General features: G+C 41.3%; 20 protein-coding genes and 1 pseudogene. 14 read left to right on the top strand and 7 right to left on the bottom strand.

The window, feature by feature from the left end:
* Positions 1 to 236 precede the first annotated feature (236 nt).
* The 5 genes from DESMER_RS09075 (at position 237) to DESMER_RS09095 (ending at position 3249) form a co-directional block, all read left to right on the top strand.
* Entirely contained in the window at positions 237 to 854 is a 618-nt protein-coding gene (locus DESMER_RS09075; protein WP_014902748.1) for a class I SAM-dependent methyltransferase, read from the top strand.
* Positions 851 to 1105: a hypothetical protein gene (locus tag DESMER_RS24400; RefSeq protein WP_014902749.1), complete on the top strand. Its 255-nt coding sequence runs from the start codon at positions 851 to 853 to the stop codon at positions 1103 to 1105. Before DESMER_RS09075 ends, DESMER_RS24400 begins: the two co-directional genes overlap by 4 nt.
* On the top strand, positions 1098 to 1925 hold the full coding sequence (locus tag DESMER_RS09085; protein ID WP_014902750.1) for an AAA family ATPase: 828 nt from the start codon (positions 1098 to 1100) through the stop codon (positions 1923 to 1925). Before DESMER_RS24400 ends, DESMER_RS09085 begins: the two co-directional genes overlap by 8 nt.
* Before the next feature lie 4 nt (positions 1926 to 1929).
* Positions 1930 to 2271, top strand: a complete 342-nt coding sequence (locus tag DESMER_RS09090) for a TfoX/Sxy family protein (RefSeq protein WP_014902751.1) — start codon at positions 1930 to 1932, stop codon at positions 2269 to 2271.
* A gap of 195 nt (positions 2272 to 2466) precedes the next feature.
* The gene (locus DESMER_RS09095; RefSeq protein ID WP_014902752.1) at positions 2467 to 3249 is read left to right on the top strand and encodes a YfjL-like protein; all 783 of its coding nucleotides are present in this window, start codon (positions 2467 to 2469) and stop codon (positions 3247 to 3249) included.
* Between the two features lie 94 nt (positions 3250 to 3343).
* On the opposite strand, the gene DESMER_RS09100 is transcribed toward DESMER_RS09095, so the two are convergent.
* Positions 3344 to 3889 (bottom strand): DinB family protein, encoded by a 546-nt coding sequence (locus DESMER_RS09100; RefSeq protein WP_014902753.1) that lies wholly within the window; start codon positions 3887 to 3889, stop codon positions 3344 to 3346.
* A 76-nt stretch (positions 3890 to 3965) separates the two neighbouring features.
* Positions 3966 to 4847, bottom strand: a complete 882-nt coding sequence (locus DESMER_RS09105) for a M23 family metallopeptidase (protein ID WP_014902754.1) — start codon at positions 4845 to 4847, stop codon at positions 3966 to 3968.
* Positions 4848 to 5224: 377 nt separating this feature from the next.
* Between DESMER_RS09105 and DESMER_RS09110 the strand changes: the two genes are divergently transcribed.
* The gene (locus DESMER_RS09110; RefSeq protein WP_014902755.1) at positions 5225 to 6985 is read left to right on the top strand and encodes a sigma-54 interaction domain-containing protein; all 1761 of its coding nucleotides are present in this window, start codon (positions 5225 to 5227) and stop codon (positions 6983 to 6985) included.
* A 137-nt stretch (positions 6986 to 7122) separates the two neighbouring features.
* Positions 7123 to 7517, top strand: a pseudogene (locus DESMER_RS22990) (undecaprenyl-diphosphate phosphatase).
* A 159-nt stretch (positions 7518 to 7676) separates the two neighbouring features.
* On the opposite strand, the gene DESMER_RS09115 reads toward DESMER_RS22990, so the two are convergent.
* Entirely contained in the window at positions 7677 to 9716 is a 2040-nt protein-coding gene (locus tag DESMER_RS09115) for a heterodisulfide reductase-related iron-sulfur binding cluster (RefSeq protein ID WP_014902756.1), read from the bottom strand.
* Between the two features lie 649 nt (positions 9717 to 10365).
* On the opposite strand from DESMER_RS09115, the gene DESMER_RS09120 reads away from it, so the two are divergent.
* Positions 10366 to 10551 carry a hypothetical protein gene (locus DESMER_RS09120; protein ID WP_014902757.1) on the top strand — a complete coding sequence of 62 codons (186 nt, stop codon included), beginning with the start codon at positions 10366 to 10368 and terminating at the stop codon, positions 10549 to 10551.
* Between the two features lie 380 nt (positions 10552 to 10931).
* Here DESMER_RS09120 and DESMER_RS09125 read toward each other — a convergent pair whose 3' ends face one another.
* Together DESMER_RS09125 and DESMER_RS09130 are read right to left on the bottom strand one after the other, a co-directional pair.
* Positions 10932 to 11171, bottom strand: coding sequence for a DUF2922 domain-containing protein (locus tag DESMER_RS09125; RefSeq protein WP_014902759.1), 240 nt, complete (start codon positions 11169 to 11171; stop codon positions 10932 to 10934).
* 42 nt (positions 11172 to 11213) lie between these two features.
* Positions 11214 to 11438, bottom strand: a complete 225-nt coding sequence (locus DESMER_RS09130; RefSeq protein ID WP_014902760.1) for a DUF1659 domain-containing protein — start codon at positions 11436 to 11438, stop codon at positions 11214 to 11216.
* A 283-nt stretch (positions 11439 to 11721) separates the two neighbouring features.
* On the opposite strand from DESMER_RS09130, the gene DESMER_RS09135 reads away from it, so the two are divergent.
* The gene (locus tag DESMER_RS09135) at positions 11722 to 12540 is read left to right on the top strand and encodes a DUF3102 domain-containing protein (RefSeq protein WP_014902761.1); all 819 of its coding nucleotides are present in this window, start codon (positions 11722 to 11724) and stop codon (positions 12538 to 12540) included.
* Here the strand turns inward: DESMER_RS09135 and DESMER_RS09140 are convergent.
* Positions 12509 to 12928 carry a LytR/AlgR family response regulator transcription factor gene (locus DESMER_RS09140; RefSeq protein ID WP_042333586.1) on the bottom strand — a complete coding sequence of 140 codons (420 nt, stop codon included), beginning with the start codon at positions 12926 to 12928 and terminating at the stop codon, positions 12509 to 12511. The genes DESMER_RS09135 and DESMER_RS09140 overlap by 32 nt on opposite strands.
* Positions 12929 to 13033: 105 nt before the next feature.
* On the opposite strand from DESMER_RS09140, the gene DESMER_RS09145 reads away from it, so the two are divergent.
* Positions 13034 to 13246, top strand: coding sequence for a helix-turn-helix domain-containing protein (locus DESMER_RS09145; protein ID WP_174278174.1), 213 nt, complete (start codon positions 13034 to 13036; stop codon positions 13244 to 13246).
* A 251-nt stretch (positions 13247 to 13497) separates the two neighbouring features.
* On the opposite strand, the gene DESMER_RS09155 is transcribed toward DESMER_RS09145, so the two are convergent.
* Positions 13498 to 14097 (bottom strand): hypothetical protein, encoded by a 600-nt coding sequence (locus DESMER_RS09155; protein WP_014902765.1) that lies wholly within the window; start codon positions 14095 to 14097, stop codon positions 13498 to 13500.
* A 616-nt stretch (positions 14098 to 14713) separates the two neighbouring features.
* On the opposite strand from DESMER_RS09155, the gene DESMER_RS09160 reads away from it, so the two are divergent.
* The 4 genes from DESMER_RS09160 to DESMER_RS09175 all read left to right on the top strand — a co-directional run bounded on the left by DESMER_RS09160 (position 14714) and on the right by DESMER_RS09175 (position 23696).
* Entirely contained in the window at positions 14714 to 15724 is a 1011-nt protein-coding gene (locus DESMER_RS09160; protein WP_014902767.1) for an AAA family ATPase, read from the top strand.
* The gene (locus DESMER_RS09165) at positions 15724 to 18312 is read left to right on the top strand and encodes a S8 family peptidase (protein WP_014902768.1); all 2589 of its coding nucleotides are present in this window, start codon (positions 15724 to 15726) and stop codon (positions 18310 to 18312) included. Before DESMER_RS09160 ends, DESMER_RS09165 begins: the two co-directional genes overlap by 1 nt.
* Before the next feature lie 115 nt (positions 18313 to 18427).
* Positions 18428 to 19468 carry a ComEC/Rec2 family competence protein gene (locus tag DESMER_RS09170; protein ID WP_014902769.1) on the top strand — a complete coding sequence of 347 codons (1041 nt, stop codon included), beginning with the start codon at positions 18428 to 18430 and terminating at the stop codon, positions 19466 to 19468.
* The gene (locus DESMER_RS09175; protein WP_014902770.1) at positions 19449 to 23696 is read left to right on the top strand and encodes a hypothetical protein; all 4248 of its coding nucleotides are present in this window, start codon (positions 19449 to 19451) and stop codon (positions 23694 to 23696) included. The genes DESMER_RS09170 and DESMER_RS09175 overlap by 20 nt, the downstream gene beginning before the upstream one ends.
* Positions 23697 to 24566 lie beyond the last annotated feature (870 nt).

Here is a 24566-nt window from a genome sequence, read left to right on the forward strand (position 1 = left end):
GTTCAGCGGCTATGCCTTGGGGATTGCTCAGAGCAGGCCCGGTTGCTAGCAAATTTTGAGGCGAAAACTGCAATTTTTGAAACAAAACCAGCGGGGGCTTTTTCCAGCGAAGCCCCCCAATTTTTTATGTACTTTTTTAGGAAGCCAGCCGTTGGTATTGCAAATAGAACGTATGTTTGACATAATACAAATGAGAGGAGTGGACTTGAATTTTCAGGTAAAAGGAGTAACTGAATATGGGCGACAACAAGAAATTTTGGAACCGGTATTCCGGGCTGTATGACTTCGAGATTAAGCGGTTTAACAAAGCGGCATACGAAGAAATGTACAATCTGATGTCGAAAGTACTGAAAGCCGATATGCGGGTTTTGGAAGTCGCTACCGGGACCGGTTTGATCGCGCTTGGCATAGCCAGATTTGTCCGGCAAGTTGAAGCGACGGACTTCTCCCCCAAGATGATTGAAACCGCAAAAAAGAAAATTGCTCCGTCAAATGTTAAATTTTCCATCGAAGACGCTACGGCATTATCCTTTGCAAATGACTCATTTGACGCGGTCATCATTTCCAATGCTTTGCACATTATGCCAGACCCCGAAGCAGCGCTTGTGAGTATCCGCAGGGTACTGAAACCTGGTGGATTACTGATCGCACCGACCTTTGCGCATGGGCACCTAAAAAACTCCTTCTGGAATCTGAACGCCAAAATACTGAAACTCATCGGGTTTGAAACTTACTCCAAGTGGACACCGGAGGAATATACCGGGTTTATTGAGAAAAATGGTTTTTCGGTTGGTCGGCGGAAAGTATTAAGAGCCTCCTTTCCGCTTGTCTATCTTGAGGCGACTAAAGTTTGATAATCTTTATCGTCAAGGAGAGGTTTAATTATGAAAGATATTATGTTTTACAAGGATTATATCGGCTCGGTACATTACAGCACCGGGATGTAGTATTTTACAGCGAGCTTGAAGGTATAAACGATTCAAGCAGTTACGAAGGCACCAGTGTCACCGAATTGAAAGCGGCTTTTGAGGAAGCGGTAACACTCGAAAAATTTATGGGAGAAGGTGTAACCCATAATATATTTAAGCAGCTTTTTATTGTCTAAGGAGACAGTAAGTAATCCGAATATTTATCCATATAATGTATTTGTTGATAAAATAGAAAAATCATTATTCTTCAGATCAATTACAGTTTTATATGGCAATAATGCATCTGGAAAATCTACGCTGCTGAATATTATTGCCAATAAGTTGCAGATTGAAGGATATGAGTATGCCACCTGCAATAAGTACGGAATTACACCTTATTTCACAAAATTCGTAGATGAATGCAGTTATTCTTTAGGTGAAGATGAACACGGCAGGCAGATTGGCAGACTTCCTCAGAGAAGCAGGTATATTAAAAGCGAAGATATTCTATATGAAATTAAAAAAATACAACAGGAACAGGTTCTAGGTGATGGGTACATATATGAACATATTAGGAGAGGGATGAATAAGGAACAAATAGAACGATTAAAAAACTCCGATAAAATGCGAAAACAAATGGAAATATTAAAATTTGCACAGGAAAAGTATTCGAATGGAGAAACAACTTTGCAAATGTTGGATGATTATATTGAAACTGATGCACTTTATTTGTTGGATGAACCGGAGGTATCCTTGTCGCCAGCAAATCAAACGTTGCTAGCTGAGAAGATAAATGAAATGTCAAGGTTTTTAGGATGTCAGTTTATTATTTCTACGCATTCACCATTTATGCTGGCGACGTTAGATGCAAAAATCTATAATCTTGATTCAAGGGAATTAGAGGTTGTAAAATGGGCAGATCTTGAGAATGTGAGATATTTCTATGATTTTTTTCAGAGACATAAGAAAGAGTTTGAATATCAGATAAAGAGAAGCATACCAATGATCGAGAGGTGATAGTATGGCAACAACAACAGATTTTATTGAATATGTTTGTGAACAGATCAGCGGCGTTGGTGCTGTTAGATATAAGAAAATGTTTGGAGAGTATATGGTTTATGTGAATGAGAAGCCTATACTTCTCGTCTGTGATAATATGGTCTTTGTGAAAATACTTGACTGTATCAGCGAAAAGATGAAAGATGCAGAGACAGGCTTTCCGTATGACAGAGCAAAAGAACATTATATATTGGACATAGACAATTCCGTCTTCAGCAAAGAAGTCATCGCTTTATTGGAGCCGGTTATTCCGATTCCAAAACCTAAGAAGAAAAAAACAGCCCGGCTTTATGATATCCCGTAAACCATTTTGTAAGTTGCCTGAAATTGTAGTTTTGAGGGAATATGGCAATAAGAATAGCACTCGGTCCGGAGTGCTTTTCTTATTCCATATTCGGAGGGTCTTATAAGCATCCCTCGCCATGGAGAGTTTACTTGACATACCATTGGGTATTCTGATTGCAGGCTATGTATTCAAGAAGTAAGAGGGAGAGATAAAATGAATTTAAAAATGAAAAAGATATTGGCTGGAGCCTTTGGATTGGGGCTTATTATCTTATTGCTGCTTTTTGTAAACAGCTTTGTCGGCAATCCTGTATCTAATGCCTTAGCTAAAAAAGCCGCTCAACAATACATTGACACAAAGTACAGTGATCTGAATCTGAAAATTGAAAGATCCAATTACAATTTCAAGTTCGGTTCGTATTTTGTGTTCGTAAAGTCTGGTACGAGCGAGGACACTGCCTTTAGCATCTATGTTGACAGCTATGGAAATGTCATACGTGATGACTACGAGTACGAGGTTGCTAACAATTTCACCACTTTTCGGAGATTGGATGAAGAGCTGCGGGAAATCGCGAAAGAGATGATTGGCGGTGAGCTTGATTATGACTTTGATCATATCGCACTTCCTTTTGTCAAGGAGGGAGATTTATCGAAACTTGAGCGGGATATGACATTGGATATTCACAATCCCCCGCTGCCACTGACGATTGATGTGACATTGTTTAGTCAGGATGTTTCCTTTAGCAAAATTGCGGAAGTCGCCAAAGCTTTAGAAGCTGTTTTACATGAGCGGGATATTCCTGTCCGTGAGTATAGCATTCGTATTTTGCCCCTATCTGATAAGCCGCAAAGTGAAAACCAAGCAGTCTCATGGGTCAATTCCCTTTCTGTTTCCTATTTTCCCTCAGAACGAATGGGGGAGGCAAATTTGCCGCAAGTTATGGAGCAGTTTGAGACCGGTCGAGTTGCCGAGGTGAATGCAAAGGATAAAAAATGAATAATAGCCGACAGCAACTCGTATCTGAGTGGTGTCGGCTTGAGTTATAAGTTTCCTTGGACGCAGTATGTAATTCAATTATTAAATTTCAGACTTATTGTTTTCGAGTAGCATATAGGAAACGACAGTAACCGATCTCTGCAGCATTCTTCATAAGTTCGAGATTAAGCCACCCCGCCAGGTCATAGAATGGTTTGTCTGTAAAAGGCCACCTTGTTCGTTCGCAGGAAAGGAAATCATCATCTGACAAAGATTCCACTGAACTTCTCCAAACATCTCTTAGCTGAATGATTCGTTCCTTTGTTGCTGTCATGTTACCAGGCCAAAGGATATTCTCACGACTTAGAGTTCCCTTGCTAAAAGAAAAATCAAGAACCATTGACCACCAAAATATAATATGCCATGTTATCCAAGCTAAACTAGCTGGTCCAATATCATAAGCCTCTGAATCTGGCCAATCTGCATGCCATGTTCCGGATTCATTGACAACATGAAGACCCTTTGTAGCAGGCCGCCATAGACTCTCTTCGGTTCCAAGATTGTTGAGGTGATATTCTAACATTTGCCATGAAATATCAAACTGAAAGTTTAATGATTTACGAATGCTTTCTGCTGAACTGACTATAATTTTGTCCGTCATATTTGCATGCTCCTTTTGTACATTGTTATAAGCATCTGGTCATCGACGAAATGCAGGATTACACGCCGATTGGATTCTACATTGAACTTTCCATATTCACCACGCAAGAGCCGCGTTGAATCGTTGATGTATCCCTTTCCTTTTGCTCATATACCTGACGCGGATCAAATTTTGCATAGTTTTCAGCGGGCTTCGTCTCAATTCCCGCAAAGGAAATGGGCAATCCTGCCGAGGCAAGGAAGCTTTGGCCATCCTGAATTTGAAAATGGATGTGCGGCTCAGTTGTATTGCCGGAGTTGCCGCATTGCGCGATGGGCTCGCCGCGCTTTACCTGCCGGCCCGCCTGGACCTTAATGCTGTGGGGCAGAAGGTGAGCCAGCAAGCTATACTCTTTTGCCGCGTGCCTGATTACGATGTAATTGCCACGAATATCTTTAGCGGCATGATCTACAGAACCGTTGCCATAGGTGCGGGAATCAGGGTATTTGTCGATTGCTTTTACAACAACTCCGTCAGCCGGAGCTAAGACATCCCTGCCGTAGCAATAGTAGTTAGGCAAAAGGGTTTTGTCGCTGGAACAGCTTTGACCGTTGTCATCCAAGATCAAAAAGTCATAGGCGTAGCGCTGGGTTAAAATGCTCCAGGAATGAGAGGTTTCCTTGTCCGGTCCACCATTGACCACTGTCCATTCCCCGCTGAATGGCAGGGAATAGCGTATGGCAGGCTGATAGTTATTTGGATCCGGCAGTCGGAAGCCATGGAAAAGATAGATATAGGGTATAGCAATCAATTGCTGTAAGGACTGCACAAAAATTGAGAGAGAGGCGAAAATCTCCACAAAAGCAAACAGCCAGAATAACCAAAGGTATTTCCAGATCGGCGCATCCGAAAAAAACATTGGCAGGCCCAAAAGACCTATATATTTTAGTTTGCCGGATATAGAAACAATTCGGTTCATATAAACCTCCCGATTGTATACTTTCTTTTCCAGTATAGCATAAGTTTGTGAATTTAGAGGCTGAATCGAGGCCAAAATGCCAGTGGCAATTGGTGTGCGCGGCGCGGTGCCTTGGCTGGCGTCCTTACCGTGCCGGCTTTTTGAACTAGGATTTACGGTTAACGTCGGTGTTTCCTCAAACAAGTTCCTGGCTAAAATGGGTTCTGCACACCCAGTATGTCAATTTCATGATAGAATAGTATCGTGAAAAGGAAAGGACTGCTTCATGAATGCTCGGAGTATGGAGCAGAACTGCGAACTGACCATGAACCTGATCTGAATTGAGCTGTTTTACAAGTTAACAGGGATTCCAGACTTTAGGATTGGGGGGACCTTTAATGGGCTATGAAAGTACAGAGAGCCAGAAGCCAGGAATTCTTATGAATGAACTTCGAGCTGTGCTTGACTCAATCTACAGTGGAATTATCGCTGTTGATATCAATGGAAAAATAACCTATATCAACGAAACTGCCAAGAAGTTTATGGTCTGCGGTGAAGAAATTATTGGGCGTGATGTTAATGAACTTATTCCTTTGTCTAGGATCAAAGATGTTTTACATAGTGCTAAGCCCCAATATGGGGTTAAGCTGCAGATTGGAGATAGAACAGTCTTAACCAATCGTACTCCCATTATAATTAATCGGCAAATAACCGGAGCAGTAAGTTCTTTTTTAGATATTACTGACCTGGAATTGGTCTCTCACCAAATACATTCTGTTCAAGAACTGAATAGCGAACTCAGCGCCTTGATCGATTCTTCGGCAGATGGTTTAGTAATTTCAGATGGTCAAGGCTGCATAATCCGCATGAACAAGGCCTACCGCTTAATGCTGGGTATTCCCCTGGACGAGAATTTCACAGGACTACCTGTCACGGAACTTGTCACAAGAGGTTACTTATCAGAACTTGTCACATCTAAAGTCCTCCAAACCCTTAACTCTGCTACTATGATTCAAGAAATTAAGGGCAGAGAAATTCTGTTCACAGGAACCCCCGTTTTTAATACTAAGGGAAAGGTAGTACGTGTCATTGCCAATATACGAGACCTCACTGAACTAAATTCCCTAAGACGAAGTCTTCATAGGTTTTCTCAAGAGATGGATAACTATCGCTCTGAACTATCCCGCTTAAAGATAAAAGCCCTGGAGGACGGCTTTATCTTTAATAGTCCTGAAATCCGAAAAGTTGTGGAATTATCCATTCGTGTGGCGCGAGTGGATACAAATGTACTAATCACTGGGGAATCTGGCGTAGGCAAGGAAATTATAACTCGGATGATTCGCGAAGCAAGCAACCGATCTACCGGACCTTTTATTAAGATTAATTGTGGAGCTCTCTCCCCGAGTCTGATAGAGTCTGAACTATTTGGCTATGAGGAAGGAGCCTTTACCGGGGCAGCCAAGAAGGGGAAGCCTGGAATCTTTGAACTTGCTTTAAAGGGAACCTTATTCCTCGATGAAGTGGGTGAACTTCCTCTTGACCTTCAAGTCAAGTTACTAAGAGTGATTCAAGAAAAGGAGATTACCCGCCTGGGTGGGACGCAGAGTATTTCTGTCGATGTACGCTTGATTACAGCGACAAATCGAAATTTAGAGCAAATGGTTAAAGAGGGGACGTTTCGCCAGGATCTTTTTTATCGCTTAAATGTTGTCAATATTTATGTCCCGCCTCTCCGTGAACGTGTAATCGATATTCCAATATTAGTGGAGTACTTCATGCGAAAATTCTCTAAGAAATATAACCTTAATCGCAAAATTTCTCCGGAAATCATGCAAGCCTTTACGGAACACGATTGGCCGGGAAACATTCGTGAACTCGAAAATACAATTGAACGAATGGTAATTTTAAGCCCTGATGAAGGGATCGATCCTTCTTTATTTAAGGGCAATGGCTCAAAAGAAACAACTGCGGATCCGCCTCGACTTTTAAAAGATGCCTTAGCTGAAACAGAGAAGAAAATGATCTTACAAGCCTATCATTTGACCCAAAGTACCAGGAAAGCTGCTTCAATGTTAGGCATTAATCAATCTACCGTAGTGCGCAAGCTGAAGCTTTATGGAAAGGAGACTTTAGTGATGCCAAGAAGCATCACTGATTAACTGGAGCATCAGGGATTGCCTGCAAAATGACCTAAAGCGATGCAGTGGATCAGATTCTCCAATCCTAGAAATGAAGAATATTCAATAAAGCAGTTAAAAAAACCGGCGGTTTTGTGTATTGCTAATCTGGATTAGTCATATCAAGAACGCCTATTTATGGTTCAACCAAGTCAGAATGGCTCCCCATCAGCAGCACAGGCCATATGCTTTTGGTTGATGAGTTTTTACAACTTAATATGAGGGAATCATTTAAAGAAATGTTTTTTGTTGTAATTCAGCTTGGTGCAATTTTAGCGGTGGTAGAGACATTCTGGAACAGAATGATTCCTATTACATTCAAAGAAAAAAGACAGTTTGGTTGTCTATAAGGATATTCTTGGTGATTGGAATGGCGGTAGCATTCTTCGTATCATTACTTGTAATCAAGTTTTTAATGAATTATATCAAAAAGCATAACTTTAATATATTTTGCTGGTATCGCATTGCACTTGGTATCCTTGTCTTAATCTACTTTTCTATTGAAAGAGGTTAGCATAAATTGATATCAAATCGATTATTGGGACAATTTGATTCCGATTTTTCACCCAGGCAGAATTGAGCAGGTTAAATGAGGAGATTAAAAGAGCAAGAAGCCCATTTGTTAGAGGGCTTCTTGCTCTTGAGAAATCTTACTCCGTCTTACAGATCGATATTATATACAACCTTCTAAAATTTCGGAAATATCGAGGGCTTTTAAGGCTTCTCCCGCTTCACGAGACGCTATTCCGTCGACAATCATGGTTAAGCAGAAAGGACATGCGGTTCCTACATAATCTGTCTTAGCGGCAATTGCTTCGTCGGTACGCATGACATTGATGCGGTTGCCTTCATGTTCTTCAAGCCACATTCGACCGCCACCGGCCCCGCAGCAGAAGCTTTTTTCACCTGTATGAGCCATTTCTTTGATTTCAAGGCCAACAACTTTGAGCAACTCACGGGGTTGAGCATAGATCTGATTATAGCGGCCTAAATAGCAAGAATCATGATAGGTAATTGATTTTCCGGAAATATTGTTCAGCTTAAGTTTTCCGGATTTCACCAGCTCAAGCAAGAAGGTTGAATGGTGCACAACTTCGAAATTCCCGTCTAATTGAGGATACTCATTTTTAAGAATGTTGAAGCAGTGAGGACATTGAGTGATAATTTTCTTAACCCCATATCCCTTCATGACTTCGATATTTTCGGAGGCCAATGTATAAAACAAGTATTCATTTCCTAATTTACGGGCAGAGTCACCACAGCATTTTTCTTCGTTGCCTAAGATTGCAAAATGAACACCAGCCCTTTGTAACAGTTTGACTAAGGCAGCGGAGACTTTCTGGTTACGTGCATCAAAGGCACCTGAACAGCCAGGCCAATATAAATATTCAGCTGCAGGATCTTCTGCAAAGGTTTTTACGCCTAACCCTTTTAAATAGTCGGCCCGTGTTGTCCAGCCGATGCCCCAGGGATTCCCGTTATTCTCCATATTTCTGAAGGCTAGCTGAGCCTCAGCAGGGAACCTGCTTTCCATTAAGACTAAATGTCGTCTCAGATCAATGGTTTTATCAACATGCTCGACGAAAACTGGGCATTGCTGTTCACAAGCACGGCAGGTAGTACAGGACCATAAGTCTTCCTCAGGAATAACTTCACCTATGAGAGAACGTACCGGCAGTTCGACGGTCTCTTCGGTTGCTGCAGTTTCAGCTTCCGCTGTTTGCTTGGCTAAAGCGTCTTTCTGTACGGCTTTAAGGGCCGTACCTGCTTCTTCCATCAAAACCCGCATATCCTGAATGATCTTTTTGGGATTTAAGTGTTTGCCGCTTAAATAAGCCGGACAATTATCCTGGCAGCGTCCGCAACGCAAGCATGCATCCGTGTTGAATAACATTTTCCAAGAAAACTCGCGCAGCTGACTTTTACCAAATGATTCCAGACTTTCATCTTCGAAATTTATAAGCTCCGGGATTCCCATGGGTCCTCTGTTACGGAAAAAAATATTTAATGGACCCAATAGCACATGGAACAGCTTCGAATAAGGGAAGTAAGCGATGAACATCATTGCCAAGAGCAGATGGAACCACCATAAAAATCTATGCAATGAAAGTAACTGGGCCTGGTTGAGATAGGCTTTGAGGGGAATTGATATCCATTGGCCAATAAATCCCCATCCCGCCCAGGGATCAGGTGCTGCCGCAATCCGAGCTCCTTCAATTAGGAAGCCGGTTAGCAGGATTACAAATATTAAGCCTAGTGTGATTGCATCATCCGTTTTATTGTCCAGGCGGTCGGGTCTTTGGATATAGCGACGATATGCTGCTATTAGGATACCGAGGATTGCCGCCAAGCCAAAGAGATTTGCTGTCAGCTTTATAAACAGATAAAGCCAGCCGCGGAATATTTGTAAGCCAAAATCAGCTTGCAAAGTAATTATTGCTGTGGCAAAGGCTAAGAATACAAAGCCCCAAAAAATACAAAGGTGCATGATTCCCGGATAAGAATCTTTGAGGATTCGCTTATGCCCGAATCCATAGACAATAATATCTTTTAGGCCTGGCCATAGATTCTTCCAGCGGTTCTCAGGCTGACCTAATTTCCAAAGTGACACTCGTTTGTACACTCCGTAGCCGAAGACAATAAGGGCAATGATGAAGAACAAATAGAGCCAATGCTCTCCTTCAATGTTCCAATACACTTGACGTGTGGCCATGTTCATCTCTCCTTATTTGATCTGCCCGCACCTGAATAAGTGCTTTGCCGATCGAATTTATGGTTTAGAAGCTTCTGTTTTTTGTTATAGCTAGGGTAAACATTTATTAAAATGATCACAAACGACTGAGATTTAGAGGGTATACTTTCCAATAGATGCTCCAGTGCTATTAATATTTCTGGGGAGTAAAACCATTGACGATGCGCTTATTTTCTTAATTTAACAACTCCTCTTCATAAATATTAGCTATGGTGATGACTACGCTTTTTACTTAACAACTATTAACTTTTTGAAAAATAGACGAAAAAAACCGCTGGCAAGCCCTGTTTCAAAGGATCATCCTACAATGAACTGATTATTCTAATAATTCATACTAGTTTTACTGCTCTTATTATACTCTTAGGCATAATAAACTTCAATGGTGTTTGGGGTTTTTGGAAAGATTCTACAAACGAAAATCCGTATTTGAATATTAAGAATACTAATAGCCATCGAGCATTGCTAAAGCTATTTGAGACGAAATTTATCGCATTGTATCCCCTCGGATGCTTTCAGCATGGGTGCACTATTAATTATAGAAGCCAACAAAAAAACAAACAATTCATAAGGTATACTGTAACATGAGAAGCAGACGGGGAGGAGGTATTCAATGAAACATTGCACAGTATTGGATAACCTTGGGTTTGGTCTGCATTTGCCCCAAACTATGCAAGATTTAAAATATAGTGGAAATTTTAATGTCTTATGTACCGATTATACCGCTTACATGTTTTATCTATCTGAGAAAGAAAAAATCATCAGCAAAGGAGGAAGTCAGGAAGAAATGGCTGATTGATGAAGAAAAATATGTTTCAGTGTTTTGCCATTGCCCGTATCCATTCTAATGATGAAAATGCCGAGATGGAATTGGAACACGTAAAACAAATGTATTTCAAAATTTGAAACCATTGGAGTTGTAGGAGATAACACTTATTACTTTGCCTATAATGATGACTGCTCCGCACTTGTCTTATCAGACACGGATAAAGCCAATATCAATAAGATTCTTTCGGAACGGGAGATGCAGAAAAGCGAGAAATATGGTTGGTAAACCACAGATTGGCGTTCCGGGCAGAGGAGAAAATGTTGCGCAGAATTATCTGCAGATGACAGTGATGGAATAAATACTGCCGGCAGCTCTGACCCTGCCGGCAGTTTCCTTTTCCCTTTGAAACGTTAAGCTTGGGGAGGGTCATAAAGATCATTTGTCGTCGTGTCGATGACCTTTATATCCCGTACTCCCGTCAGGGCTCCACTGGGAGTTAGAAATATATCACTTGAGATAAGGGAATTCATAGCAGCCATAGCCTCAGTCAGCTGCAGGTTCTCTTTGGGATTATCAATAGTAATGGCAAAGGTTTTGCCCCCTGCAGTAGTAAAGGTTAACCTGACAACCTTGGTTGATGATAGAGCCATTCTGTCCCAGCCTCCTTTTTTATTGATTTAGTTTCTGCCGCTTTATTCCTCAATCAGCTCGAAGGTCTTCCGATTGAGTACTTCGATCACCGGATTCTGGGACAAGCCGAATAAAGTATGAGCTGCATCGTGAAGAGCCTGATCCGAAGCGTCGAACCTCAGATAATTCAGGCTTTTTTGTTTTTTGATCGGTGCGCCCAAGGCCGTGAGTCCGGCCTGGTAGACAACAACCAGGGCCGAATTCGAAGGAATTGATTGAACTGACATTATACTCTTCTCCTTTCTCAAGATCGATAGGATGTCTGAAGTATGACCATTCTGTATAATGTATGAGTTGTCCTGTCAAATGGTTACACAAGCCTCTTGCTTGTCATGTCATAGATTAGGACTGGACTTGTTGGTATCCTGGGGGGGCGTAACAGGCAGGGCTTGTACCAAGAATCGTACGCGCGTACGATTCTTGGTACAAGCCCAGGAGAAGACGTTTCACCCTTAAGGGGATAATCCCATATTATGTCATAAATACAGAGAAAGGATCCGGTGAAATAAGATGGGGGAGATTATCCCGGAGCGTACGTCGTTAATCGCGGCTGAAATTAATATCATCAAACACCAGACGGAGAAAATGGTGCTTAACAACTTTATCGAAATCGGCCGGCGGCTGGCAGAGGCTAAGGGTCTGATCAAGTATGGGGAATGGGGCAAGTGGCTGAAAGAGGAAGTGGGCTTTTCCCAGAACCGGGCTGAAAAATTGATGCGTCTCTACGAAGAGTTTGGGAGAGAACAGTCCCCTTTAGGAGATGCCGGAGCCTTGGGCCGGGAACTGCCGAATGTGAGCTATACTCACGCCCTGATTCTGCTGGGGGTGCCGGAAGAGGACCGGGCGCAATTCATCCGTGACATAGATATTGAAAGTATGACCACCCGTGAGCTGGAGCAGGCAGTTAATGAGGTGAAACAGTCTCAGAAGGAAAAGACAGGTCTCCAGGAAGCCCTGGCTGAGGAAAAGGAGAAAAGCACCCGGCTGGCCCAGGAGCGGGATAACCTGAAAAAAGAAGCCGGAGATTTGCGGAAGTCTAAGCAAGAACTGAAGCAGGATGTTGAGAAAAAGATCCTGGAGATTAAGAAGCTGGCGGAAAATTCTAATTTTAAGAGCTACCAAAGGGTGAGCAATGAGCTGGCGGCTGCCCAGATCAAGCTGCTCACGTCAAAAATCGCTTTTCGCTTCGAAGGCTTGGAGAAAGCGTTTAAGGAACTGAGTTATGAGATGGATTTGCTGGCAAAGGTTGATGAACAGGTGTATGGGGAGTATGCGAAAAAGCTGAATGGGTTTTTGGTTAAGACGATGGAGGAGAGGATGAGGAAGTAGAGAGGGGGTTGGCCAGAACCTTCTCTAAGATAGCTTCAATGTATTCCTGGGTACAGGGTTTGCATAGGATTTGTAAAGGTTTGACCGTCATGAATTGATCGTGATCCTCTGCGAATGTCACAAATACTATATTGCAGGCTGACATGGAGGACTTAGATTGCCGTATTTGTCTGGCGGTTTCAAGACCGGTCAGCTTTTTCATGCTGTTGTCAAGAAAGAGGAGGTCAAAAACTAAGCCCTGTTTTTCGATTTCTGCGAGAAGCTCCTCGCCGCTGCTGAATTCGTAAATATTAAATAAAACATCTTTTCCTTCTTCATATAGATGAATTAATGCCTCTAATAAGCGACGGGACAACAGCCTGTCGTCGCAAATGCCGATAGTTAGCAAAACATCTCCTCCAACATTAGGGGTTTGTTGAATAATTTTAGGACAAATAGTCCAATATGTCAATAGGACTAAACGTCCTAAGATATACTTGCTTTGGTGATGATGATGCGCTTAAAAATACGTGATGTTCGAGAAGATCATGATTTAACTCAGCAGCAAGTTGCACAATATCTGATGTGTGATCAATCCTTGTACTCTAAATATGAGCGGGGAGAGCGTGATGTTCCGCTTAATATTATGATTAAACTCGCGAAGTATTATAAGACCAGTATTGACTATTTGGTGGGGTTGACCGAGAATAAGAAGCCATATAGGTGAGTGAGTGCTGAAGTTTGGTGAATCTGTGATAGGTGGCAAAGTTGGTCTCAGCATAGTGAATTTTTGGACCAACAAATGTGGAAAATGTTTGCTGATTTGCCGATAAATCAAGGATTTAAGCAACAAAAAGCTATTCATGGATTATTACCAACGGAAATTTTTGATATTGCAAACACATTTTTTCGTAGTAAAGCCCGGATGAGTTATGTTCATCCGGGCTTTGCCGTCTCAATATATATTTCAGGGTAGTATTATCCACTTAATTTATTTTTTAAAGAAATAAGCTTTAATTTAAACCATGCCGCAATATTATTTTTACCGAGTTTTCCCCATACGTATTCTATATAAATTGGTTTATTTTTAATTTCGTCTGCGTTAATGATTTTAATATATGTTTGTTTCTTTTTTATAAAATTATCGCTTATAATTACTGAATTACTTAAACGTGATTCGAAGATATATTGTCTGGTGGCTCCATTTTCTTCAGTTATAAAAAAAAATTTTTTATAGAATAGAAAACTAATAAGGAATGCTATCATAAAAGATAAAACAAAACAAATTACCATTACAATACCGGAAAGGATGCAAATGCCGAATAAGAATTCGGTAAGATTTATAGTTTTTGGATTTGTTTCTGACAAAAATAATAATGCAAAAAGTGCACAGTACATAAGGAAACTAATAAAAAATACACTAATTATCGAAAGGATTCTTTTTTCTTCAGAAATAAATAGACGTTCGAAAGAATTAAACCTAGTAAGAGAAATTGCTTTTATTATGATACCTAATAGCGGGATCATAATAAGGTAAGTATTATAAGAACTGTTTAAAAAATCTTTAATTTCCGCCATATACTATTCTCCTCTTTGTTTTCTATAAGGATACCAGAGTTAAGTGGCGAAATATGTCATGATATGTTATGTTTGGCAGCTATACATTTTAACTCAAAATATAGCCCCACGCTCTGCGTGGGAGAACTAAACAGGAAGTACTGTGAGGTTGTGATGTTAACCAGTCCTCCTTACTATAAGGAGAACTGGTTTCGCCAGCCGAGGGCATTATTTTCTAATATGCATATTGTGATTAGTAATTTGCCAAACGTTCAAATTTATAGAAGGTTTTCAAAAGTTTGTGGTGAATTATTGAATATATGGCTGTGCTACCATAAAGCGAAAAAGGAGTCGGCATTTAAGTATGAACTTCGAGGTTTTGTTCAATCCTTCGGAATATGAAGAACTGAATATGGCAGTTTGTTATATTTTGCCTCTATAAATGTTTATACTTTAATATGCTGTAGATTTTGAATTTTAGATGTCAACTTTGAGACAGCAGCAATGGCACAATTTTTGATTATAAGCTAGTCGAAAGGTAACCGGCAGTAAATGATGAAAAAATATCATGTATCGAGAGTAATTGTCAATTGATAGATATCAACTAATATCCTGGGCGAGAAAAGGTGTGTTAAAGATGGCAAGAGCAGATCTGCTCTATGAATTAATCAAATATGGTCTTAGCAACGACAACTTGAATTTTCGAAAAGTAGCAGAGACTATTTGTGCGGAAGAACGCGCAAAGCAACATGGAGTGTTGGCCAATAAGATTGAAGAGATACTTAAAACCTCAAATAGATCCTTGGCCCGGGATAATTCAATTCCTTCTGTCAGAAATGGTAATGGGGGACAGAATCTTTTCATTGAGAAAATCCCTGAAAGAAAATTAGATCAATTGCTGCTCCCACAGTCAGTATTGGTCAGCTGCCGGGACTTAATCGAAGAACAATCACGAGCTGATTTACTGCATTCCTATGGCTTAGAACCCCGCAATAAAATCCTTCTGGTGGGGCCTCCCGGAAATGGTAAAACCTCGTTGGCTGAAGCACTGGCCGAAGAGCTGATGCTTCCTTTTCTGACGGTAAAATATGAAAGCATTGTTGGCGCTTATCTCGGAGAGACGGCTTCACGGCTTGGAAAGCTATTTGATTACGCTAAGACAAGACAATGTGTCTTGTTCTTCGATGAGTTTGAAACTCTCGGCAAAGAGCGTGGCGATACCCATGAAACCGGGGAAATAAAAAGGGTTGTTAGTTCTTTACTGCTGCAAATTGACGCTTTGCCAAGTTATGTCATCGTCATTGCGGCAACGAATCACGATGCGCTGCTGGACAGAGCTGCTTGGAGGCGTTTTCAATTGCGCTTATCCCTGCCCCAACCTTCCCGCCGGGAGCTGGAAATGTGGTTTGTCCAGTTTAAAAAACGTACCGGCTTTGATTTTGGTTTAGAACCCTCTACCTTGGCCAAAAAATTTCTGGGCAAAAGTTATGCTGAAGCTGAGGAATTCGCTTTATCCGTTTACCGAAAGTATATTCTCAGAAGTCCGGAGGGCAATGCCAAGAATATTACGCAGGTTGAACTAAAACTTTATTTATCGGGACTCCAGGAAAATAGAGATAATAGCCAGGGAGGAGAAGGTGATGAATAATGTCCGAAAGACCGGAAAGGCCGATTATTTTATTTGGCACCCCCAACCCAGCCAACAGAAACACCAAAGGAGGCGGTGCGCCTAAAATAAGCTTTCCCTCACATCCCAGACAGGTTGCCCGTCTTGAACCTAAACTGGCAGCTCTTCAAGATGCAATCGATCATAATAGAATCCTGATTCAGCAGTCGCCCACAGGAATTCAGCCGGAGAAAACCCTAGTCTTTGAAGTTTCCGGTGATTTAACGTCATTTTATACGGCGGTTAAAAATCTTGGTGATGATGTGGAGTGGATATTTGATTCGTCAGCGGATATAGCTGTATCGGATGATTTTTTTGTTTATAAGGAAGATAAAAAGACAAAGAAGAGTTCCAGGGATGACAGGAAAACCGCTTTTTCCGGCAAGGTATATTGTGTATTGGCCAATAACCGCGCCCTTGAGGAAATGGTATCATTATGGAAGCAATTTGCCAAAAATCCCAATATGAGTTTCCCTAAAGGTAAAACTGGTTTTAAGGATGTTTTTAAGCAGCTGATCGATATCCACTTTTGGGGTTATAAAGAGCGTATCGAAGAAACCGGAATTTTAGAAGCCTGGCAGGATGATTTGCAGTTAGAGCCAGAATTAAGCACAGTAAAATGTGAAATTGAACTGTTTTACCGGAAATCAAAGGAAATCCAGACGCAACGCGAAGATAATTTGATTGCACTTATCCGTGAAGCAGGCGGCAGTATATTGGGACGCAGTGTGATTGACGGGATTCATTATCATGCACTATTGGCATCACTGCCGCGGCAAATCGTTGAGGACATTGTTGCCAGGCGTGAGGTAGCAGTTGCTGCCGCTGAACAAATTATGTTCTTTCAGGCTGTCGGACAAAGTGTGATTATCTCAGACGATAATATTAGAGACAGCACTCTGCAGGTTAACATGCCTGCCTCGATTAATGATGAACCGATGATTGCCTTATTTGACGGATTGCCTCAAGAAAACCATCCTTACCTGAACGGCTTATTGAACGTTGACGATCCTGACAATTTTGCTGCCCATTATACTGTATCGGCCCGAAAACACGGAACCTCTATGGCTTCGCTGATTGCCCATGGGGATCTGAATAATATACGTCATCAAGTTACCCATAAGATTTATGTTCGTCCCATTATGAAATCCGTTAATGCAGGCGGCGGAATTTGGGAAGAAATCCCCGGAGATATATTAATTGTAGATAAAATTCATGAAGCTGTACGTAGGCTTTTTGAACCACTTGCAGGGCGTGTCGCTCCCAGCGTGAGGGTTATCAATCTTTCCATCGGTTTTCCGAGCAAAATATTTGACAGATTGATGAGTCCTTTAGCTCGCCTGCTGGACTGGTTAAGCTATCAATACAGAGTCCTGTTTATCGTCAGCGCAGGAAATCATTTAGAGGACATCGATGTTTCAATGTCCTTTGCTGATTTTTCTGGCCTTTCAGAGGAAGAGCGGGATGCTGTTATCGTCCGGCATTTAAATGACAACGCTCGCATACACCGCTTGTTGGCACCGGCAGAAAGCGTCAATGCTTTAACTGTGGGCGCGGCCTTTGCTGATGAATCGTCTTTCACGCCGCCTGCCCGGCAAGTTCTTCCCTGCTCAGCCGGGATGGTCAGTCCCATCAGCGCCCTAGGCCGCGGTTTAAATAATTCAATTAAGCCTGACATCATTTTTGATGGGGGAAGAAATACCCTGCTTCAACCTCCCTTAGACGGAACAAAACTGCCGTGGCGGGGCTCGTTAACAAGAGCGCCGGGCACTGTTTCGGCAGCTCCCTTTAATATAGCAGGCGGCTCTGAAAAAATCATGTATTCCTATGGGACAAGCAATGCTGCCGCACTAACCTCTCATGAATCATCCCGCTGTTACGATACATTAGTGGATGTTTTTGATGGAGCGGGCGAATCATTGCCTCATGATTATGCCGCTTTGTTAATCAATGCCATGTTGGTGCATGGGGCGGAGTGGGGTGATTTATTTGAAAAATTCAATACGGCCCTCGGCGACCCTCCCAGGGCTACGGATTATATGTACAGATTTTTCGGATACGGAAAACCAAATATTGAAAAGGCAGTTGAGTGCGCCAAGAATCGTATCACATTGATCGGCTATGGCGAACTAAAGGATGGGCAGGCTCACCTTTTCGATTTACCGCTGCCATTCGAAGAATTCAGCCGCGAGAAAATATTGCGCCGCATGACGGCGACAATGGCGAGTTTTTGTCCAATCACGCCTGCGCGCCAGGCTTATCGTGCCGCCCAATTGTGGTTTTCGCTAGAAAGTGCCAAAAAGCACTTGATTGACAAACGCATTAATGCTGATTGGACAGCGGTAAGAAGAGGAAGTTTGCAGCATGAGATTTTTGAAAATGATCAGATCGTTGTTTGGGGCGATGAAGATAGAATTCAGCTTAAAGTGAATTGCGCCAATGCTGCTGATGATAATTTCACCGGTTCTGTTCCGTATGGATTGATGGTTTCCTTTGAAATTGACAATGCTGTTGATATTGATGTTTATACCCGAGTTGCGACAATGATTAGTCCGAAGGTTACTGCATAATTAAGCGTCAAGAAAGGAACGGAATGGTAAAAGCAAAAAAGAAGGGTGAAGAACAATCCGTCGAATTGACCCATACCCGGTTTGTCGGAATTTCCATCGGCAAAGGAGGCTGAACATGCCGCTACGGATTAGATTGTGCAAAGCACAAAATGGGGACTGCATTATTTTAGAATATGGCACGCAGTTGGAACATGCCATTTTAGTAGACGGTGGGATTGGGGCAAAATGTCAAAGACAGCTTCGGACATTCTTCCAACAGCGCATGAAGGAAAAAAGGAAGATTGATCTGCTAATTTTAACGCATGTTGATTCTGATCATATTTCAGGGATTCTGTCGCTTTTTTCGTGGGAATCATTTGATCCTTTGGGGATAAAAGAAATGTGGTTCAATTATAGAAACGGATTAATTGAGAAGTGGGAGGCAAAGGCTGAAGATCAAAATTGTACATACATAAGTATGAAGCAGGGAAACATGCTGAACCAGCTGTTACAGGAAAACTGTATCAAGTGGAAAAACAAAGTGTTATTTGGAGAAGCCTTTCAGAGCGAAAAGTTAATACTTCAGGTCTTATCTCCAGATTCAGAAATATGGGAAGAGTTTCTGAAAAAAGGGGAGGAAGAAACCCCAAAAAGCAGTAAAATTATCAGAAGCAACGATTATGCTCTGTCGGTGGAATATTTAGATGCATTAGATTTTAAAGGAAACGTTACGTTGGAAAATAAAAGCAGTATTGCTGTGTTGCTTGAATATGAGGGGGACAACGCTCTACTTCTTGGAGATGCATCGGCAGATACCATTGCGACGGCGTTAACGAAACGGGGATATAATAAAGCAAATCCGTTGGAAGCCGTTTGCTGTAAAATTGCTCATCATGCGAGTAAACATAACACGAGTGCAGAGTTGATCGAACTGATAAGATGTCATAACTATCTGATTAGTACAAATATGACTGCTTCTGGCAGACCAAGCAAGGAATGTCTTAGCCGAATTGTCTGTCATTCAGTGCCGCCGACTAATTTTTATTGCAATTATGAAATCAAAGCGGAACAGATTTTTTCAAGAGAGGAAATTGAAACATATCCGATTCGCTTTATCACCATGAAAGAAACAGGAATAGAACTAGGAGAGTTACGGAATGCTGGAAGAACAGATTGATGATTTGGTAGTTCAAATTGAATACGAAAGAAGAAAAGGATCGGGTGTGCTTTACCAACCGGATACAAAAGTATATTCCTACTTGATTACTGCCGCGCACTGTCTCTACGGAGATAAGTTGAAGGATCAGGAAATAGAGTTTTCAAATATCCGGGTTTATCGGCAGAAAACTGGAAAGATGGAAGAGGTAGCGGTTACAGTTTTGCAGGTGCTGCCTGTTTTGGAACGGGATTTGGTTCTACTGAAACTGAAATATCTTGCTGGAATTGCACCGTATGCAATCGAAACGGGAAGAAACGGCACAAGGGTGACAATGTTTGGATTTCCAAAAGCGTTTGAAGGGATAGAATGCCCTTATAAACGTTATAAATTAAACGGACTTCTAAATGAATGCCCTCAACCGGGCGTGATGCAGATTAATACAGAATCACCAATAGAAACAAATGAGACTGGGGCAGTTGATCTTATATCCGGAATGTCAGGAAGCGGTATTTTTGTTATAAAAGAGCCTGCTTTTTTGCTACTTGGAATCCTATCAGAGCTTTCTTCTAGAGATGGTGCATTCGCTGGATTGCTAGGAAACAGTGTTTTAGTTTTGCAAGAAAAATTAAAAGAAGGGGAGCTTTGTGGATTAAGAGTAGTATCAGGGCTAAAAGAAAAGCCACCAGAAAGCGGATTGTTTTCAATATCTTATACAATTTCAGATGAAATCATATCAAGTATTAAAGCTGTGGAATGTACGCTGACTTACCGTGAATGTGCCGAATGGATGGAACGGAAAGCAGTTTCCTGTATTCAGATTTTAGGAGAAGGAGGAACTGGAAAAACGTCGTTTCTGTTAAGACTTGCTGCATATCTGGAAGAGCAAGAAGGAAAAACTGCAATCTATATCCGGTTAAACGACTTGAACGATTTGCAACCAGATGAAAAAGAAACGTTTTTAGAAACCGAAATTAGGCGGCAGAACGCAGATAATCTATTGGAAGATAAGAGCATTTTTCTGCTGCTGGACGGGTTTAACGAAGTAAAAAATGAAGAAAAGCTGGGACTTTCCAATCAAATGAAAAAACTCCTAATTCCGGGAAAGGTGAAAATGATCCTGGCATCGAGACGAAAAATAGACGGCACGGTGGGAATTTACGGAATCAGCACCTTTACAATGGAGCATCTGCGAGAGGAACAAATAGAGAATTATTTAAAACGTCAGAATATTGAAGGAAAACAGGCAGAACCGTTTTGGGATCTGTTGAGAAACCCGATGATGCTGACCGTTTATACCAAAACTTGTGAAGAGTTAAATCATCATCAAGATATAGAGTATTTCAGATTTAATGAGGATTATCAGACCAAAGCCGAATTGATGAGCAACTATCTCGAAAGTCTTGCAGCAAAGCGTTTTAATCAAGTGATGGGGGGAACAGAAAGACAAAAAGAATTGACACAAGTGCTTTATGTAATTCACTTTGTTCTACCTTATCTCGCATACCGGATGGAGAGTCGAAACGAATTTGCAGTAGGATCAGACAAGGTTTATCAGGAAATCGAACAGTTGTTAATTTCTGAACATACAAACTCTCTTTATTTAAAAAACTGGTTTGGAAGGCGGGGGATTTCTGATGTTCAGTACTTAAACAGGCTGGATACCGTTGAGATCATTGAGTACCTTAAGAATTTTCCAACCGTGTTTTGTCAAGAAAAAAGCTGGCATTATACGCACCATCATTTTCGCGATGAGTTGTCGGCGCAGTTTTTGATCTCAGAGTGTGAAAAGGGAGTTTGGAAAAATGAGATTCCGCAGGTGCTTCATCATGTGTGGAGGGAAGAAATCATAGAGTTTGTCGGAGAATTATTGGGTGTGTATAGGAAGGATTGTGCAGGAAGAATGGAGGATGTCCTCCATCAGATACTCAATCTGCTACGGGGAAAATCAGCTGAAGAAATCAGGATACCGCTCTACAACATTCTCCAGGTCTGGAAGAGTGCTAAGGGAAATTTGGCGGGGGAAAATTTCAACGGTCTGGATTTAAAGGGGCAGATTTTAGAACCCTATTTAAACGGTAATGGAGGTATCCTCAAAACCGATTTTACGGATACAGTAGTCTATCCTGAAAACCTGCTTCCAGTCGGCCATAAAGGAGTGGTGTGTCAAGTCTGTTATTCGTCTGATGGACGATTGTTAGCAACTCTAGGGGATGAAGGAGATGTTTGTCTGTGGGATGCATCGATCGGTCAGTTGATCCGCAGAATGAAAATGGAACGACATTCGTTTGGATCTGGATTAGAATTTTCTGGAGATTGTCAGCTTCTGGCAGCCGCGTCTTTTGAAAATACCGTTGTCTGGGAGGTTGAAAGTGGAGAGCGGAAGTATTGTTTTGAAGGACATAACGGGTACATAGTAAGTCATATTGCGTTTCATCCGTCAGGAATGGAACTAGCTTCTGGTGGGCAAGATGGAAGAATTTGTGTTTGGGACATCAGGACTGGAATACAATGTTTATGTCTGGAAAACAGAGATCAAGAGTATATGGAGTATCATGGAAGAAATGAAATGTCTTTTTGTTATTCACCCGATGGAACATATCTGGCGGCAGGGTTTGAAAATGGCACGATGCAAGTATGGGAAGCACAGACCGGGCGTGAGGTTTACAATATCAAAGCACATCAGGGCGAAATACGGGACATCAAATTCAGTCCTGACGGTAAATATTTGGGAACTGCTAGCAGAGATAAGACTGCGGCAATCTGGGATGCTGGAACTGGCAGCAGAGTATCAAAATTAAAGGAACATTCGAGAGATCTTTTTGAACTGGATTTTAGTCCTGATAGTTCAAAAGTGGCGACGGCAGCTATGGACAATAGCGCTTGCATCTATGACGTAAAGACTGGAAAGTGTTTGAACTATTTGACGGGACATCATGACTTTGTTCAGCGAGTCAGATTTCATCCGGGAGGAGAATATCTGGCCACTGCTGCTTGCGATGGAACCTCTATTATCTGGGAAACCGATACTGGAAGAATACGGCATATGCTAAAAAAACATCGCGACATCGTAAGTTCAATTTCTTTCAGCTCGGACGGACGGTATCTTGCGACCTCTTCAGTGGATGAAAATGTTTATATCTGGAATACGGCGTCAGGAAAAATCTTGTATTCTTTGAAAAACAACGGAAAACGGATAGGTGAGTTTTGGATGGCATCAGAAACCAAATTGTTCACGATGGATTATCCGGAAAATAATGCAAGAATATGGGATGTTTGTTCTGGAAAGATTCTCTGGGAAAAAGAAAATACCGACGATAGGTCTAACTTCCATCCCAAAGGAACACAATTTTTAGACTGGGTTGAATACAAGCGGTTTGAGGTCTGGGATATCAGAAAGAATACGCTGCTTTGGGAGAAAAGTTCAGAGGATGGAATTAAAAAACTTTTGTACAGTCCGAATGGAGAACATGTCATCTGTGTGTTGAAAGATGGAACGACAGAAATTTTTGATTCCAAAGATGGCAGTGCAAGGGCGGTATTGAGTGAAAAAATAGATCATGTTACGTTTCGGTCAGATGGGGCGTATCTTGTCGGAGAGACGAAAAACGAGATATTTATCTGGGACTGTGAGTATTGGGAGCTGGTTGCAGCATATCAAAAAAGTGAGGAAAGGTTTTCATCACCTCGGTTTGTGTATGATGATCATTTTTTAGCGGTAGATGAATGGAACTACGGAATTTATTTTTTAGACTTGGAGTCTGACCGAGTTGTAAGAGCAAAAAGTAAGGAAAGAGAGCAGATCTTATCGCAGAAGGAGGATTTCTTTGTAACGATTTCTGAACAAAACGACTTAAAAACGTGGAACTATGAAACTGGAGAAGTGAAACAAAGCATCAAACTGCCTTCCGGTGAGATTAAAAAACTGACCTGCCATCTGCAATGCGGACTGGCAGCTGCGCTGTTTCGGAACGGTGAAATTGTGATAGTACATATCCCATCCGAACAGATTCTTGCACAGATTTCGGCAATAGATGAAAATATTTGGAATCTAAAGTTTTCACTGGACGGGACAAAATTGTTTGTAACGTCGGGGCCAATCTTATACGGTCTGGAATGGAAAACAAAGCAATGGAAAACTGTAATCGATCAGAGATATGAAGAACGACTGAAAGGGTGTAACTTGCAGAATGCCCGGTTTGATGAGGCATTGGCACTGACAGATATTGCATTATTGAAAAGATACTAATATCTGAATGACGTGATGAAAAAAGGCTGTCCTAGAAATTGATTTGTTAATACTTGACTTCCATTAGGCAGTAATATCAAGCACTCAACTAACCAATTGTTAGGTGATGGTAAAAAAATATTTGATCTGTTCGGTGATACTTAAGTTCAGGATATTCGCTAATTGTTATGAAACGGAAATTAGGAGCTAACCCAAAGTGGCATGTTTAATTCTAATTCAATATCATAAATGCTGGTATTCAGTTGAAATCAAGCCAAAAATAAATGAGGTAGCGGATCTTTTTAATGTTTCAAGGTTATCATTTGTGGAGACTACTCTTTGCATACGGAGCATAGCTCTATTGGTGGAGTATTGTGTATATATTTAAATGTCATTCCAATTATGAGACAAACAAGAAAGGAATACCAAAGCCGTGGTATTTCAAAGAGTAGCGGTTGAGTTTGTAGATGGAGATAACTCGAGGCTCTTTTGCCTCGAAGGAAATTGAAATCCAACCACCTTTTTCAAATTACTCAATTTTGACGGTTTTTTAGATATTCATAAGACTTTCGAAGATAAGTAAAAACTTTCCGGATGTAGTTCTTCTAATTGAAAATAGAAGCGGGACTCAGGTGGAGATTTTAGCATATCATATCCAGCATTGATCAACTAAAGGAGCTCTTATGGGCTATAGAACAATGCAATTTTACTTAAGAATCATAATGGACATTCCACAACCTTTTTACAACTCATCAAATTAGAAAACCAAGCAGGGGGTTAATGACAACTCTCTTTAAAGAGATTAAAATTATAAGGAATAACATCTTAGGGATTCGTCGGTGGGGAAAGTGTTCTACCAAACCATTTTGTCCAAAAGTTGACGGTGTAATA

It is taken from the genome of Desulfosporosinus meridiei DSM 13257 (assembly GCF_000231385.2).
Classification (GTDB): Bacteria; Bacillota; Desulfitobacteriia; order Desulfitobacteriales; family Desulfitobacteriaceae; genus Desulfosporosinus; species Desulfosporosinus meridiei.

Excerpts from the sequence above, each read along its gene's own strand:
- DESMER_RS09075 (WP_014902748.1), top strand. The coding sequence starts at position 237 with ATGGGCGACAACAAGAAATTTTGGAACCGGTATTCCGGGCTGTATGAC.
- DESMER_RS09090 (WP_014902751.1), top strand. The coding sequence starts at position 1,930 with ATGGCAACAACAACAGATTTTATTGAATATGTTTGTGAACAGATCAGC.
- DESMER_RS09095 (WP_014902752.1), top strand. The coding sequence starts at position 2,467 with ATGAATTTAAAAATGAAAAAGATATTGGCTGGAGCCTTTGGATTGGGG.
- DESMER_RS09100 (WP_014902753.1), bottom strand. The coding sequence starts at position 3,889 with ATGACGGACAAAATTATAGTCAGTTCAGCAGAAAGCATTCGTAAATCA.
- DESMER_RS09105 (WP_014902754.1), bottom strand. The coding sequence starts at position 4,847 with ATGAACCGAATTGTTTCTATATCCGGCAAACTAAAATATATAGGTCTT.
- DESMER_RS09110 (WP_014902755.1), top strand. The coding sequence starts at position 5,225 with ATGGGCTATGAAAGTACAGAGAGCCAGAAGCCAGGAATTCTTATGAAT.
- DESMER_RS09115 (WP_014902756.1), bottom strand. The coding sequence starts at position 9,716 with ATGGCCACACGTCAAGTGTATTGGAACATTGAAGGAGAGCATTGGCTC.
- DESMER_RS09120 (WP_014902757.1), top strand. The coding sequence starts at position 10,366 with ATGAAACATTGCACAGTATTGGATAACCTTGGGTTTGGTCTGCATTTG.
- DESMER_RS09125 (WP_014902759.1), bottom strand. The coding sequence starts at position 11,171 with ATGGCTCTATCATCAACCAAGGTTGTCAGGTTAACCTTTACTACTGCA.
- DESMER_RS09130 (WP_014902760.1), bottom strand. The coding sequence starts at position 11,438 with ATGTCAGTTCAATCAATTCCTTCGAATTCGGCCCTGGTTGTTGTCTAC.
- DESMER_RS09135 (WP_014902761.1), top strand. The coding sequence starts at position 11,722 with ATGGGGGAGATTATCCCGGAGCGTACGTCGTTAATCGCGGCTGAAATT.
- DESMER_RS09145 (WP_174278174.1), top strand. The coding sequence starts at position 13,034 with ATGCGCTTAAAAATACGTGATGTTCGAGAAGATCATGATTTAACTCAG.
- DESMER_RS09155 (WP_014902765.1), bottom strand. The coding sequence starts at position 14,097 with ATGGCGGAAATTAAAGATTTTTTAAACAGTTCTTATAATACTTACCTT.
- DESMER_RS09160 (WP_014902767.1), top strand. The coding sequence starts at position 14,714 with ATGGCAAGAGCAGATCTGCTCTATGAATTAATCAAATATGGTCTTAGC.
- DESMER_RS09165 (WP_014902768.1), top strand. The coding sequence starts at position 15,724 with ATGTCCGAAAGACCGGAAAGGCCGATTATTTTATTTGGCACCCCCAAC.
- DESMER_RS09170 (WP_014902769.1), top strand. The coding sequence starts at position 18,428 with ATGCCGCTACGGATTAGATTGTGCAAAGCACAAAATGGGGACTGCATT.
- DESMER_RS09175 (WP_014902770.1), top strand. The coding sequence starts at position 19,449 with ATGCTGGAAGAACAGATTGATGATTTGGTAGTTCAAATTGAATACGAA.